The 13,902-nt window shown below is 61.7% G+C and carries 13 protein-coding genes and 2 pseudogenes; 10 read left to right on the forward strand and 5 right to left on the reverse strand.

All coding sequences use genetic code 11. The features are described 5' to 3' along the window. Positions 1 to 139: 139 nt before the first annotated feature. The 3 genes and pseudogenes from ACSQ8R_RS23765 to ACSQ8R_RS23775 all read right to left on the reverse strand — a co-directional run. The gene (locus ACSQ8R_RS23765; RefSeq protein ID WP_436255832.1) at positions 140 to 1,588 is read right to left on the reverse strand and encodes an alanine/glycine:cation symporter family protein; all 1,449 of its coding nucleotides are present in this window, start codon (positions 1,586 to 1,588) and stop codon (positions 140 to 142) included. A gap of 77 nt (positions 1,589 to 1,665) precedes the next feature. Beyond that, positions 1,666 to 2,346, reverse strand: a complete 681-nt coding sequence (locus tag ACSQ8R_RS23770; protein WP_436255833.1) for a GntR family transcriptional regulator — start codon at positions 2,344 to 2,346, stop codon at positions 1,666 to 1,668. A 304-nt stretch (positions 2,347 to 2,650) separates the two neighbouring features. Next, a pseudogene (locus ACSQ8R_RS23775) lies at positions 2,651 to 2,850 on the reverse strand (integrase); the annotation flags it as partial. A 72-nt stretch (positions 2,851 to 2,922) separates the two neighbouring features. On the opposite strand from ACSQ8R_RS23775, the gene ACSQ8R_RS23780 reads away from it, so the two are divergent. The 10 genes from ACSQ8R_RS23780 (at position 2,923) to ACSQ8R_RS23825 (ending at position 13,104) form a co-directional block, all read left to right on the forward strand. After that, positions 2,923 to 4,023 carry a LacI family DNA-binding transcriptional regulator gene (locus ACSQ8R_RS23780; protein ID WP_436255834.1) on the forward strand — a complete coding sequence of 367 codons (1,101 nt, stop codon included), beginning with the start codon at positions 2,923 to 2,925 and terminating at the stop codon, positions 4,021 to 4,023. Positions 4,024 to 4,081: 58 nt separating this feature from the next. Beyond that, positions 4,082 to 4,951 carry a carbohydrate ABC transporter permease gene (locus ACSQ8R_RS23785; protein WP_436255835.1) on the forward strand — a complete coding sequence of 290 codons (870 nt, stop codon included), beginning with the start codon at positions 4,082 to 4,084 and terminating at the stop codon, positions 4,949 to 4,951. Beyond that, positions 4,941 to 5,774 carry a carbohydrate ABC transporter permease gene (locus ACSQ8R_RS23790; protein WP_436255836.1) on the forward strand — a complete coding sequence of 278 codons (834 nt, stop codon included), beginning with the start codon at positions 4,941 to 4,943 and terminating at the stop codon, positions 5,772 to 5,774. Before ACSQ8R_RS23785 ends, ACSQ8R_RS23790 begins: the two co-directional genes overlap by 11 nt. Positions 5,775 to 5,813: 39 nt before the next feature. Further along, positions 5,814 to 7,109, forward strand: a complete 1,296-nt coding sequence (locus ACSQ8R_RS23795) for an ABC transporter substrate-binding protein (RefSeq protein WP_436255837.1) — start codon at positions 5,814 to 5,816, stop codon at positions 7,107 to 7,109. A gap of 108 nt (positions 7,110 to 7,217) precedes the next feature. Then, complete coding sequence (locus ACSQ8R_RS23800; protein WP_436255838.1) at positions 7,218 to 8,651, forward strand: FAD-dependent oxidoreductase; 1,434 nt, start codon at positions 7,218 to 7,220, stop codon at positions 8,649 to 8,651. Between the two features lie 152 nt (positions 8,652 to 8,803). Further along, the gene (locus ACSQ8R_RS23805) at positions 8,804 to 9,865 is read left to right on the forward strand and encodes an ABC transporter ATP-binding protein (protein ID WP_436255839.1); all 1,062 of its coding nucleotides are present in this window, start codon (positions 8,804 to 8,806) and stop codon (positions 9,863 to 9,865) included. 83 nt (positions 9,866 to 9,948) lie between these two features. After that, on the forward strand, positions 9,949 to 10,677 hold the full coding sequence (locus ACSQ8R_RS23810; protein ID WP_436255840.1) for an SDR family oxidoreductase: 729 nt from the start codon (positions 9,949 to 9,951) through the stop codon (positions 10,675 to 10,677). Positions 10,678 to 10,679: 2 nt separating this feature from the next. After that, positions 10,680 to 12,317 (forward strand): FGGY-family carbohydrate kinase, encoded by a 1,638-nt coding sequence (locus ACSQ8R_RS23815; protein ID WP_436255841.1) that lies wholly within the window; start codon positions 10,680 to 10,682, stop codon positions 12,315 to 12,317. A gap of 304 nt (positions 12,318 to 12,621) precedes the next feature. Then, a complete protein-coding gene (locus ACSQ8R_RS23820; RefSeq protein ID WP_436257261.1) occupies positions 12,622 to 12,873 on the forward strand; it encodes a transposase in 252 nt (83 codons plus the stop codon). 93 nt (positions 12,874 to 12,966) lie between these two features. Further along, complete coding sequence (locus ACSQ8R_RS23825; RefSeq protein ID WP_436255842.1) at positions 12,967 to 13,104, forward strand: hypothetical protein; 138 nt, start codon at positions 12,967 to 12,969, stop codon at positions 13,102 to 13,104. A 257-nt stretch (positions 13,105 to 13,361) separates the two neighbouring features. Here the strand turns inward: ACSQ8R_RS23825 and ACSQ8R_RS23830 are convergent. Together ACSQ8R_RS23830 and ACSQ8R_RS23835 are read right to left on the reverse strand one after the other, a co-directional pair. Then, positions 13,362 to 13,460, reverse strand: a pseudogene (locus tag ACSQ8R_RS23830) (carboxymuconolactone decarboxylase family protein); the annotation flags it as partial. A gap of 18 nt (positions 13,461 to 13,478) precedes the next feature. Further along, entirely contained in the window at positions 13,479 to 13,865 is a 387-nt protein-coding gene (locus tag ACSQ8R_RS23835) for a hypothetical protein (RefSeq protein ID WP_436257262.1), read from the reverse strand. Positions 13,866 to 13,902: the final 37 nt, after the last annotated feature.

Genomic DNA, 13,902 nt, shown 5'->3' on the forward strand with positions numbered 1-13,902 from the left:
TGGACGACGAACTCGGCCTTGGTGAAAAGATCATCGTTCCGAGATGGTCGTCATCAGAGCAAGTATGGCTGGAGTGGATGTGCTGCTCGCAATGGTAAGAATCGCCCGCCGAGTTTCGGCGGGCGGGAACAGGGAGCTATCAAGCCTTGGCCGGGCTCAGCCCGACCTCTGCAATCCGGGATGAGGAGACCTCGTGCCAGATTTCGGCGTCGATTTTTCCCGCAAGCTCCGGATAGCTGTGTGGATCGAAGACGGGGGTCTTGGACCGCTTCTGTTCGAAGTAGTCGCGGGTCAACTTGACGACCAATGGCGACAGCAGGCAAATCGCGATCAGATTGATGGATGCCATCAGGCCCATCGATGCGTCGGCAGCATCGAAGACCGTGGTGGCGCTTTCGTAGGACCCCCAGAGTACCATCAGCAGCAGGCCGATTCGCGCGCACATCAAGCCGAGCTTATTGTCCAATCCTAGATAGACCAGCGCATTTTCGGCATAGGAGTAGTTGCCGAGCACCGAGGTCCAGGCGAAGAAGAAGATCGCGATGGCGATGAAGTATTGCCCTGCACCGCCGATATGGGCAGTCAAGGCAGCCTGGGTTAATGGCGTACCGGTCAACTCACCCCCCGGCACAAGCGCCCCGGACAAGACGATCATCAGCCCTGTTGCGGTGCAAATCAGCAGCGTATCGATGAAGACGCCAAGTGCCTGCACCATGCCTTGCGAGGAGGGGTGATGTGGATTGGGGGTGGCAGCTGCTGCAATGTTCGGCGCCGAGCCCATCCCGGCCTCGTTTGAGAAGAGGCCACGCTTGACGCCGTTCAGCATTGCGCCGGCAATGCCGCCAACTGCCTGTTCGAAACCAAACGCGCTCTTAATGATAAGCATGAATGCCGCGGGCACATCCGCGATGTTGACGATCAGAACGTACAGAGCAACGCCGAGATAGGCGACCGCCATGAAGGGGACTACATATTCTGCGCAACGTGCGATCTGCTTGATCCCGCCAAAAATGACCACACCGGAAATGATGGCAATCACGACACCAACGGCAAGCTTGGGCACCCCAAATGCGCCATTCATCGCCTCGGCGATCGAATTTGCCTGCACCGCGTTGAACACGAGACCAAAGACCAGAATCAGGCATATGGCGAAAATCGCCGCTGCCCAGGGGACGTTCAGGCCGCGAGCGATATAAAATGCTGGGCCGCCGCGATACTCGCCGCTTTGCCCGCGAACCTTGAACAATTGCGCCAGCGTGCTTTCGGCGTAGGCTGTTGCCATGCCGAGTGCTGCCACCACCCACATCCAGAACAGAGCGCCTGGCCCGCCCAGCGTCATTGCAACCGCAACGCCCGCCAGATTACCTGTGCCGACCCGCGAGGCGAGGCTGGTGCAAAGCGCCTGGAACGGCGTGATGCCGGCTGAATCCGTCTCAGGCGCACGCATGACGACGCGGATAAATTCCGGAAAATAGCGTATCTGCAGAAAGCCCAGGCGAAATGTGAAGAACACGCCTACAGCCAGCAATCCGTAGATGAGGACATAGCCCCAAAAAAACGTATTGAGAAATCCTATGATCGACGTCATGCCAGTCTCTCCTGTTTTCGAGGTTGCACTAAAGTTGTCCGGTATGCGTTGGCCGTCCTTTTGGCCGGCCGATGGCGTCAGGTTTTCGGGGGGCGTATCTGGAGTGCCTCCCGCAGATCGAGTTGCGGCGTTTGCTTGATGCGCGCCGTCAGATGGGTTTCGATATCGCTGATGTGGGTGATCATGACGCGCGCGGCACCCCGGTAGTCCCCGGCTTCCAGGAGATCGACAATGCGTTCGTGGTCATCACAGGAACAGGCCGCATCTGGCGTGGATTGATAGAGCGCCTCGAACAGCAGGCTGCGTGCCGTCAGGTCGTTGAGAATGTCCAGCAGAGGATAAAACCCAAGCACTTCTGCGAGACAGACATGAAAATCAGCGAGAAGATGGCTCCGGGACGCGGCATCTCCGGACACAATGGCCTCCCGCTGTCGAGCAATATGTTCGCGAAGCCTCGCGATCGGCGCTGGGCCGACATTGTCAATTGTATTGAGAATGCCGGATTCGATGGCACGGCGCGACTGAAACGCGGAAGTTGCCTCCTCTACCGAGGGCTCGACAATAAACCAGCCGCGTCGCGCCGTGACCTGGACCAGACCGCGGGCCTCCAGTCGGGTCAGCGATTGCCGGACGACCGTGCGTGACACATTGAACAAGGTCGCCAATTCCTGTTCACCGAGCCGCATTCCAGGCCGTAACCGACCGCAGAGGATTGCGTCGATGATTGTCCGGTCGATGTGCAAGGACTGCGGCTCCACTGCTCTTCTCCAGAATTTCTGCCTATAGTTTATGCATCCAAGCTGGAGTATCACCTTGGATACAAGGAAGCGCAATAGTTGTGCCAACCGAATTGATTTCGAACAAATGGTTTTACAACCAAGTTTGGCGCGCGCGAGGAGCCGTGACGCTTGGTTGTGGAGTGGATCTCTGACGCGGATATGCAGCGGTGTGCTCAGATAGGCCTCAACAAGGGACGCCCCACGAGGCTTCAACAATGCGCTGAGAGGTGGCCAAAGTGGTGTCTCTGCAGGCGCGTGGTCGGACGATGTAGGGAAGGGGTGGCTAAAGCCCTGAAGCCTTGGTCAGATTCACGCGGAAGCGATCGCGCCGGCGTTGGTAACGGCGGGTCATCTCCGCGGAAGCATGACCAAGCTGTCTCTGGACGTCGTGTTCTTCGACCTCGGCAGAGGAGGCAAGGCCAGCGCGAAGGGAATGACCGGAGACTTGAAGGCGCGCTCGATCTCACTGAGATCGCCGCGACGAGCCCGGCCTCTTGCCAATGCTTCCAGATGTGTTAAACGTTTAACGGTAAAACGTTTAACAGTGAGGCTACGGTGTCCCGCAAACGTGCAACGCTTAAGGAAGTCGCAGAACGCGCCGGCGTGTCGATTGCCACCGTGTCGAACGTCTTCAGCGGTCGCAAGCCGGTGAAGGACGACCTGCGCGAAAAGGTCGAGCAGGCGGCAAAGGACCTTTCCTTCCAGATCGACCGCGCCGCCTCGCAGCTGAAATCCGGCAAGGCACGGGTGGTCGGCGTCCTCGTGCCTGATCTCGATGACACGTTCTTCACCTCGCTCATCTCGCGCATCGAGGTGATGGCGCTAAAGGACGGGTACGACGTCATCGTTGCAAGTTCGCGAGACGACAAGCAGCTCGAAGAGTCGCGCCTGCAGACGCTGCTCGGTTGGCGGCCCTCGGGCATCATCGCCGTGCCCTGCTCCGACACAGTGCCGGCAGCACTTGCCCGCGAAGTCGGGCGCCTGCCTACCGTCCTCGTCGACCGCGTTATTCCACAATCGGCGGCCGCCGATACGGTGACGATCGACAATTTCGAGGCGGGAGAAATCGCCGGGCGTTATCTCGTCGAGATGGGCCATTCGGATATCGTGCTGGCGGCATCGCATCTCGATATCGCGCCGATCCGCGAGCGTGTCCGCGGCGCAACCTCGGTCGTGCAGAAGATGATCGGCCGCGAGCCGGTAGCGATTGCGCTCGGCTCCAATTCCGAACGGGGCGCCGAGATCTTCGCGCACTGGCTGGAGCGCCATGCGCTCCCCTCCGCGGTCTTTGCCCTGACCAACGTCACCACGCTTGCCGTGCTCACCGCGCTTGCAAGGCAGAGGATCGAGATTCCCGACCAGGTCTCGATCATCGGCTTCGACGATTACACCTGGATGAGCGCCCGCAAGACGGCGCTGACCGCGATCCGGCAGCCGGTCGACGAAATCGCCCACCTTGCCTGGGAGAGACTGCAGAAGAGGATGATGGGCGATGTCTCGGCGCCTGCGCCGAGCATTCTCAACACCAGTCTCCAGGTGCGGGATTCAACCCGCCGTCTCGTGCAGTCGCCCGTGGAGGAACCACGCAAGGGCGCGGAGGAACAGGTGGCCGACACGCCGGACAAGGCCAAGGAGCGCCCGAACAGGATCCACTAGGCGTCCGGTAAGAACGCCAGCCAAAAGACTAAGCTCGCATGGGAGGAGCATTTTGCGTTTGAACAAGATCACCGAGGTCGTGCCATTCCTCGCGCCGGTGCAGATACTGATCCTCAGTGTCATCGTCATACCGTCGTTCTATGTCGTATGGCTCAGCCTGCATGCCTCCAGCTTCGGGCAGTCCGCGACCTTCGTCGGCCTTCAGAACTACATCAAGGTGCTGACCGATCCGGCCTTCCTGCTGGCCCTCGGCAACACCGTCCTCATCGTCATCTTCGCCGTCCATCTGGAACTGGCGCTCGGGCTTGGAATGGCGCTGCTGTTTGCAAGCGGCCTGCCGTGCCGGCGTTTTCTCCTCGTTGCGGTCCTGGCGCCCTATGCCGTCAGCGAGGTCATCGCGGTCGCCATGTGGCGTTTCCTGTTCGATCCGGATGTCGGTCCCGTGACGGCCATGTTGACGTGGCTCGGCTTGCCCATGCTCGACTGGTCCTTCGAGCCGTCGCATGCGCTGATCATGATCGGCCTGCTCACCATCTGGCTGCACCTGCCCTTCACCTTCATCATTCTGTATGCGGCGCGCCTGGCGATCCCGAAGGACCTCTACGAAGCGGCACGCATCGACGGCGCGACACCTTTCGCTGCCTTCCGCCGCGTGACGATGCCGCTGCTCGGGCCGGCGATCGTGGTGGCGCTGCTCTTCCGCTACATCTTCGCCTTCCGCATCTTCTCGGAAGTCTGGCTGATGACTCACGGCGGCCCGGCGCGTTCCACGGAAGTGGTCGCGGTCTATCTCTATCAGGAAGCGTTCAGCTTCAACGCCTTCGGTACGGCGGCCGCCACCGCCTGGATCATGGTGCTCGCATCGCTGCTTCTGGCGACCGGTTATGTCTTCCTTCTCCGCAAGCAGGTGGCCGGCAATGCGCACTGACAAGCTCGCCATCGGTCTTGGAAAAACAGTCGCGGTCGCGGTCATCCTGGCTTGGTCGCTGTTTCCGATCGCCTTCATCGTTTTGTCGTCATTCAAGCCCGGTCAGGAGATTTTCGCGGTTCCGCCGAAATTCGTCTTCTCGCCGACGGTCCAACACTATCTCGAGCTCTGGAACGGCTGGGGCGTGTTCTTCTCCGGGCTTTTTAACAGCACGATCATCACCGCGGGCGCGACCATCATCGCCATCACCACCAGCACGGCCGCTGGTTACGTCTATTCGCGCTACAGCAGCCGGATGCTCAACGCGAGCGTGATGTTCCTGATCATCGTGCGCCTCATTCCGCCAATCGTCGTGACGCTGCCGCTGTTCCCGATCATCAACGCGATCGGCCTCAACGACACGCATATCGTGCTGATGGTGCTTTACGCGACCTTCTTCGTGTCGCTCGGCACGGTGCTGATGCGCACCTTCATCGACCAGATCCCGCGCGAACTGGACGAGGCGGCGCAGATCGACGGCGCCGGCCGCCTGACGATCCTCAGGCGCGTCATCGTGCCGCTCGCAGCACCCGGCATTCTCGCCGTCGCGGTCTTCGTCGTGGTCTTTGCCTGGAACGAGTTCCTGTTCGCCTTCATCTTCACCGCGACCGGGGCCAAGACCGCGCCGCTGGTGATCTCCGAGATGATCGGATCGATCGACGGCGTCGATTGGGGCGTGCTGTTTGCGGCCTCCACGGTCCAGCTCATACCGGTTCTGCTCTTCGTCATCTTCATGAACCGCTATCTCGTGGCCGGCCTGACCGCCGGCGCGACCAAGGGTTAGTCACCAAGGGTATTCTACTGTCTGCAAGGGAGGGAAATCATGTCAGACAAATCGCTTACCAACATCACACGGCGCGGCTTCTTGGGCACCGCGATGGGAGGAGCGGCGATGTTCGCCGCCGGGCCATCGTTTGCCGCGGGCAAGACCGTCAATGTCCTGAGCCACAAGGTGCACCAGACGGTGCTCGGCACCGGCGACGGTGATCTGCTCAAGGACTGGCGTGCCGCCAACGATGCCGACGTCGTCTGGACCACGTTCGATTCCAATCCGCTGCAGGACCGCCTGTTCCGTGAGGCGAGCCTTAGCACTACTGATTTCAACGTCGGTTACATCGTCGACAACCGGCCAACCAAGCAGATTGCCGCGATGTTCGAACCGCTCGACGGCTATCTCAAGAAGGATGCGATCGAGGACTTCGGCGATATCGCACCGGGCCTCGTCCAGGGCATGACCGTCGACGGCAAGCTGATCGGCATCCCGGTCCGCCATGCGACCCAGGGCCTGTTCTACAATGAGGCGCTCCTCGAAGAACAGGGCATCACCGCCCCGCCGACCACGCTCGAAGACCTGGTGGAACAGGCGCAGAAGCTCACCTTCACCTCCAAGGCCGGCACGCCGGTCGCGGGCATGGTGCTGGCGAGCGACCTCGCCGTCTTCCCGGTCATGTTCGCCCGCGCCTTCGGCGGTGATTTCATCAACGCCAAGTTCGAGCTGCTGCCGAACCCGGAAGCGATGGAAAAGGGCCTCACCGTCCTGCGCAAGATGTTCGAGGGAGGTGCCCTGCCGCGCAGCTATGCGACCACCAAGAACGACGACCAGGTGACCTGGCTGCAGCAGGGCCGCGCTGCCTTCACCGTCCTGCCGTTTGCCCGGTTCGCGCAGCTCAACAACAAGGAACAGAGCAAGTTCCCCGGCAAGATCAAGGCGATCGAATTCCCGATCTCGGCGGGCCTCAAGGGCAGGATGCCGATGTCGTCGATCGTCGAGGCCTGGGGCATGGTGATCCCGGCCAACTCCAAGGACAAGGACCTGTCCTGGAAGTTCATCAAGGAAGTCTCCAGCAAGCGCGCCACGGTCGGCATGGCCAAGAACGGCAACGGTCCGGTTCGCGTCTCGACCTATGCGGACCAGTCCTTCGCGGCGAGCAATCCGGTCGCGGCCGTCGAGGCGTCGGTGCTGAAGAACGCCCGCGGCGCCTTCCCGCCCTTCCCTGAAGCGGCCCGCGCCCAGTCGATCTTCCTCGAGGAGGTGCAGCTTGCCGTTCTCGGCCGCAAGGAGGTCAAGGAAGCCGTGGCCTCCATTGCCACCCGCGTGAAGCCCCTGCTTCGGGCCTGAAATTCGTGAAGACCGTCCGGGCGCCAGCCGCCCGGACATCGGATATCGCCGAAACCGGCATGACTGTTTTTGGACCCTGACGGTCCATCCACGAAAGAGACAAGGACAATGTTGAGCACCACCACCCGATCGATCCAGGAACCCGCCCGGACAACCCCTGTCACGGCGGAATATGACGTGCTCGTTATCGGCGGCGGACCGGCCGGCCTCACATCGGCGCTCGCCGCCGCCGAAGACGGGCTGAGGGTGGGCCTTATCGAAAGCCGCAGCTTCGTTGGCGGCAACATGACGATTGGCCTTCCGGTCCTCGGCTTCCTCGGCCAGAAGGGCAACCAGATCATCGAAGGGCTGCCGCAGAAATTCATCGACCGGCTCAAGGCCCGCGACGGCGCCAGCGAACACCGGCCCTGCCCGCTGCACATGGGCATCACGCTCGTCGAGCCGGAAGCGGTGAAGACCGTGGCGCTTGAAATGCTGACCGAAGCGGGCGTCGACGTGCTGTTCTACACCTTCTGCGCCGGCGTCGTGATGGATGGCGACATGATCCGCGGCGTCATCACCGAGAGCAAGACCGGCCGCGGCGTCATTCTCGGCAAGGTCGTCATCGACTGCACCGGTGACGCGGATGTCGCCTATCGTGCTGGCGTTCCTTGCGAAAAGGGCAACGAACATGGCGGCATGCAGCCGCCGACGCTGATGTTCTGCATTGCCGGCGTCGACACCGACAGGTTGCGCCTCAGCATCGCCAACCAGCCGCCGCAGGCCCGCACCTATCTGACCGACTTCATCCCGGCGGAATATTTCGGCCAGAATCGCCAGTTCATCATCGTCGGCCTTCGCGAACTGATCGCCAAGGCGCAGGACGAGATGGGGCTGAAGATCGCCAACGAGCGCACCATCATTATCACCGGCCTGAAGGCCGGCGAGGTCTGGATCAACATGACCCGAGTCAAGGGCGTCGACGGTACCGATGCGGCGAGCCTGACCATGGGCGAGATCGAAGCCCGCGGCCAGATCGACGATATTGTCACCTATCTGATCAACTACGTCCCGGGCTTCGAGAAGGCCTATTTCACCAAGACCGCGCCCTTCCTCGGCATCCGCGAGACACGCCGCATCGTCGGCGAATATGTGATGAACCAGGAGGACGTGCTGGGCTGCCGTCATTTCGACGATTCGATTGCGGTGGCGAGCTATCCGATCGATATTCACCGCCCCGCCGATGACGGCTGCACCCTGATCTGGTGCGGCGATTGCTACGACATCCCCTATCGCTCGCTGATCCCGACCAAGGTCAGCAACCTGATCGTCGCCGGCCGGGCGATCTCCACCACCCATGAGGCGATGGGAGCGATCCGCGTCATGGCAACCTGCATGGCGATGGGCGAGGCGGCGGGACGCGCGGCGAAGATCTCGGTGCGCAGCAACCGCGCGCCGGCCGATATCGACGTCAAGGAGCTTCGCCGCCAGCTGATCGCCAAGGGCGCCTATCTGCGCGTCAAGGACAGCACCGAGCGCGCGAGGGAACTGGAAGACGCCTGATCGCGGACTGCCGGCCCGGCAGCGCACGCTGCGGGGCCGGCATGGCTCGGAACCGTTCGTTTGCCCATAGGCGGACCGTGGGCGACGGGCGCGGCGTGGTGGCCTATCGGCCCCGGTGCGGCGCCCCGAAGATTTCAAGAAAGTGAGGAAGCATGGCAAGTTTGCGTCTGGCCGGACTTAAGAAGAGTTTTGGCGCGGTCGACATCATCAAGGGCGTCGACCTCGATATCAAGGACGCCGAATTCGTGGTGTTTGTCGGGCCTTCCGGCTGCGGCAAGTCCACGCTGTTGCGCATGATCGCGGGTCTCGAAGACATATCGGGCGGCGAGCTCCACATCGGCGACCGGCTCTGCAACGAGGTCGAGCCGCGCGAGCGCGGGATCGCCATGGTGTTCCAGTCCTATGCGCTTTATCCGCATATGACCGTCTATGAGAACATGGGCTTCGGCCTTTCCCTCAACAAGACACCGAAACTCGAGCTCGACGCGCGGGTGCGCGAGGCGGCCCGCATCCTGAAGATGGAGCATCTGCTCGACCGCAAGCCGAGCCAGCTCTCCGGCGGCCAGCGCCAGCGCGTCGCGATCGGCCGGGCGATCGTGCGCAAACCCGGCGTCTTCCTGTTCGACGAGCCGCTCTCGAACCTCGATGCCGCCCTTCGCGTCGATATGCGCATGGAGCTGGCCAAGCTGCATCGCGATCTCGGCGCGACGATGATCTACGTCACCCACGACCAGATCGAGGCTATGACGCTGGCCGACAAGATCGTCGTTCTCGACGGCGGCCTGGTCCAGCAGGTCGGCTCGCCGATGGAGCTCTACAAGAACCCGGCGAACAAGTTCGTCGCGGGGTTCATCGGCGCGCCGAAGATGAATTTCCTGCCGGTGAAGGTGCAGTCCGTCACGGGCGATACCGCAACGGTCGCTTCCGGCTCAATGCCTCTGATCCCGGTCCGCGGAAAGGGCTTTGCAGTCGGCGATCAGGCATGGCTCGGCATCAGGCCGCAATTCCTGAAACCGGGACGGCCGGCGGCTGGTGAAGGAGGACTTCATGGGCGCATCGCACTGGTCGAGCGCCTGGGAACCGAGACGATCATCGCGGTCGATACTGCCGAAAACGAGAGAGTGGTCGCCGCGATCCCGGTCGATGTGGAACTGGCGTTCGGCGATGCGGCCGAGTTCCAGTTCAACCCCGGCGCCGCCCATCTCTTTCGCTAATCGCCGCGCCGACTGAGCCGGCCCCGGCGGTCAGCTCCGACGCAGGCCCCATTTGATTGTTATATTATCGAAGAAGGTACGACATGAGACAGGATCTTTCTGGAAAGGTTGCCGCCGTCACCGGCGCTGCCTCGGGCATCGGCCTCGAATGCGCCCGAGCCCTCTTGGCCGAAGGTGTCAGCGTCGCCTTTGTCGACAGGGCCGGCGACACGCTTGAGACGTTGTGCTCGCAACTGGGACCGAACGCCTTTCCGCTGGCGATCGACCTGACCGACGCCTCAAGCGTCGCGACGATGATGCCCCGCATCCTCGACAGGTTCGGCAGGCTCGATATCTTTCACGCCAACGCCGGCGCCTATATCGGCGGCGAAGTCGCGGAGGGCGACCCTGACGCCTGGGACCGGATGCTCAACCTCAACATCAACGCCGCCTTCCGCTCCGTCCAGGCCGTGCTGCCGCATATGGTGGAGCGCAAGACCGGCGACATCATCATGACCAGCTCGATTGCCGGCCTGGTGCCGGTCGTCTGGGAACCGATCTACACAGCATCGAAACACGCGGTGCAGGCTTTCGTTCACACCGTGCGGCGCCAGGTCGCCAAACACGGCATCCGCGTCGGCGCGGTCGCCCCGGGTCCTGTCATCACCGCGCTGATCAGCGATTGGCCGCAGGCGAAACTCGATGAGGCGATTGCGGCCGGAGGGTTGATGGAAGCGACCGAAGTCGCCGAAGCCGTGATGTTCATGTTATCAAGGCCGCGCAACATCACCATTCGCGATCTCGTCATTCTGCCTCTCAGCACGGATCTCTGACCATGAACCGGTTCTTTGTCGGCATCGATGTGGGAACAGGCAGTGCGCGGGCCGGCGTGTTCAACGAAACCGGCGCTCTGCTGGCATCCGCCAAGCGCCCGATCACCATCTGGCACGAGCCCGGCCATGTCGTCGAGCAGTCCGGTCGGCAGATATGGCAGGCGGTCTGCGGGAGCGTCCGTGAGGCCGTCGCGTCGGCCGGCATCCAGCCGTCCGCGGTCGCGGGACTGGGTTTCGATGCCACTTGTTCGCTGGTTGTCGTCACAGCCGACGGGAAGCCGGTCACGGTCAGCCCTTCGGGGGACGCGGATCGCAATATCGTTGTCTGGATGGATCACCGCGCCGCCGGCGAGGCGGCCGAAATCAACGACGGGCAGCACGAGGTCCTGCGTTATGTCGGCGGCCGGATCTCGCCGGAGATGGAAACGCCCAAGCTTCTCTGGCTGAAGCGCAACCTTCCCCGGTCGTTTGCGGACGCCGGACATTTCTTCGATCTCGCCGACTATCTGACGTGGCGGGCGACGGGATCGCTCAGCCGCTCGGCATGCACCGTCACCTGCAAATGGACCTATCTTGCCCATGAAAAGCGCTGGGACGGGCAATATTTCAGGGCGGTCGGCCTTGGAGAACTCGCCGATGAGGATTTCAAGCGGATCGGAACCGACATCGTCGATCCGGGAACGCCACTTGCAAACGGCCTGACGGAGCAGGCGGCCGCCGATCTCGGTCTGATGCCGGGGACATCGGTCGGCGCCGGCCTGATCGACGCCCATGCGGGCGGCATCGGCACGCTCGGCGGAGAAGATGCCGAGGGCAAGGCAGATGTCCGCAACAGGCTTGCCTATATTTTCGGAACATCCGCCTGTTCCATGGCATCCAGCGACAAACCGGTTTTCGTCGACGGCGTGTGGGGCCCCTACTATTCGTCGATGGTCCCGGGATTGTGGTTGACTGAGGGCGGCCAGTCGGCAGCCGGCGCCGCCATCGATCAGCTTGTCACCATGCATCCGGCCCATGCGGAAGCATGTGCCAAGGCGGAGGCCGCCGGCCTTTCCTTGGTTGCCTGGCTGGACCGCGAGGCGACGAACCTCTTCCCCGACCTGACGCGCGTCGCGGAACTCGCCGGTACCGTTCACGTCGTGCCGGAATTCATCGGCAACCGATCCCCCTTTGCGGACCCGGATGCGCGAGCGGTTATTGCTGGCATCGGGCTTGATACAGATATCCCCAGCCTGATATCTCTTTATATCGCGGGCCTCTGCGGCGTCGGCTACGGCCTCAGGCAGCTTCTCGACAAGCTTTCGCAGAAGGGTATCGCCCTCGACATGATCATCGCCAGTGGCGGTGCCGCGCAAAGTTCCCTTGTGAGGCAGATACTGGCGGATACGACCAACCTGCCGGTCACCGTTGCCGAAACCGAGGAACCGGTCCTGCTGGGCACCGCGATGCTTGGGGCAACGGCCGCGGGCAGATATGGATCATTGCAGGAAGCCATGGAAGCCATGTCTCGCCTCTCGACGCTCTATAGGCCAGCGGGAGGCCAGGTTCGAGAGATCCACGATCACCGGTACCTCGCTTTTGGCATGCTACAGGAGGTGGAAAGGCAGATACGGTCGAGTCGCCGAACTGCATCTTCCTGAAACTTCCTCCAAAGCGGCCTCTCTCCGAGATTGATCAATCTCGCCCGCTTGATGGAGAGTGTCTTCAGACCATGTCTCGACCGATGCGGAACACGGGAAAGGTCCGGCATTGCGTCACCGAATTGACCGGAGACGGTCACTTGCTTTGGCCGGTCTTGCTACCACTGCTCTCAGTGCATGCCTATTTGGTCGAGAGCTTGATGAGTTGGACCGCCAGATCCGACAGATGGATTGAGCAGACGAGACGACAAGCGGTTGATGGCCGTGCCGGGCATCGGCGTTGTAACGGCACTGACCTTGCGCCATACGATCGACGACCCCATCTCGCTTTCGAAATGCAACATCCGTGGGTGTCTATCTGGGCCTGACGCCGCGACGCAAGCAATCGGGCGAAATGGACACCGCCGGTCAAGTATTGCGATGGGGTGATCGCTACGGACTGATCCCGTCGAGGCCGCCATGTGTTGCTCCATCGGACTTGGCGCTGGTGCGCGCTGAAAGCTTGGGAGCTGCGTCGCGCCTCGAACTTCGACTACGGACGTGCCGCAGCCGATAAAGCTCTCGCTAGCGCTGACACTTGTTTTCATCGGGTAGCAATTATGAAATCACTGAAATACGCTTGGCAGCGAGAATGTTTTGAGGTGATCAAATGCTGCTCAAGCATGTTCAGGTGCTCGACCCTATCGAGCCGGAAGAAATGGAAATGCTGCAACGGGTCTTTGACCAGGTTTGCAACACTGTGGTTTTCGAAAGCAGACGCCCGAGGCAGTCGACGTCGCAAGGCTGATCATGAACCTCTACCAGCATGGTATTCGCCAGGAGCGGCAATTGATAGCGATGGTCTTGTAACCCGGCTGTGCAAAGACCACCGGACCTCGCGCGATCTAGGATGACCCACAGGGCGATTTACGACTCGTGAATCTACCATCGATAACCACTACATCTTACCCAAACAGCCGGCCCGTATGATTTGGCTACCTTCAGCAGAGTGTTCTTGTTCGAGTACGAGCGCGCCTGACAGGCGCGCTCGACGATTCGTCATTCCTACGCAATGCCTGCGATCGCGTCAAAGACGCGGGCAGAATATATCAATGCCGCACCCGTATTAAGCGCACCGGCGACGCCGAGTGCTTCCTTGATCTCGCTGAGCACGATGGCCTTCTATGACTTAGGCGCCCTCACCTGCAGCGAAAACCTCTGCGCTGCTTCAATCGCCGCCATATCCAACCCCGTCGAATATCCGGCCCTCTCCAGATGCGCGACGAGCGAAACGGTGCTGAGATTGCCCGCCGCACCTGGGGCATAGGGGCAGCCGCCGAGGCCGCCAATGGCGCTGTCGAAGATGCGGATGTTCCAGCCGAGGGCTGCATCGACATTGTCGAGCGCATGGCCGTGGGTGTCGTGAAAATGGCAGGCCAGCTGTTCGGCCGGAAGCGCCCCGACAGCCATGCGCATCAGCGCATCGACACGATCGGATTGCGCCCGCCCGATCGTATCGGCGAGCGAGATCTCGGCGCAGCCCAGCTCGGCCGGCAGCGCGGCATGCATGCTCCTCAAGGGATTGATCCTGCTTTCAGCAGCCGGT

Source organism: Neorhizobium sp. LjRoot104 (assembly GCF_964253725.1).
Classification (GTDB): Bacteria; Pseudomonadota; Alphaproteobacteria; order Rhizobiales; family Rhizobiaceae; genus Neorhizobium.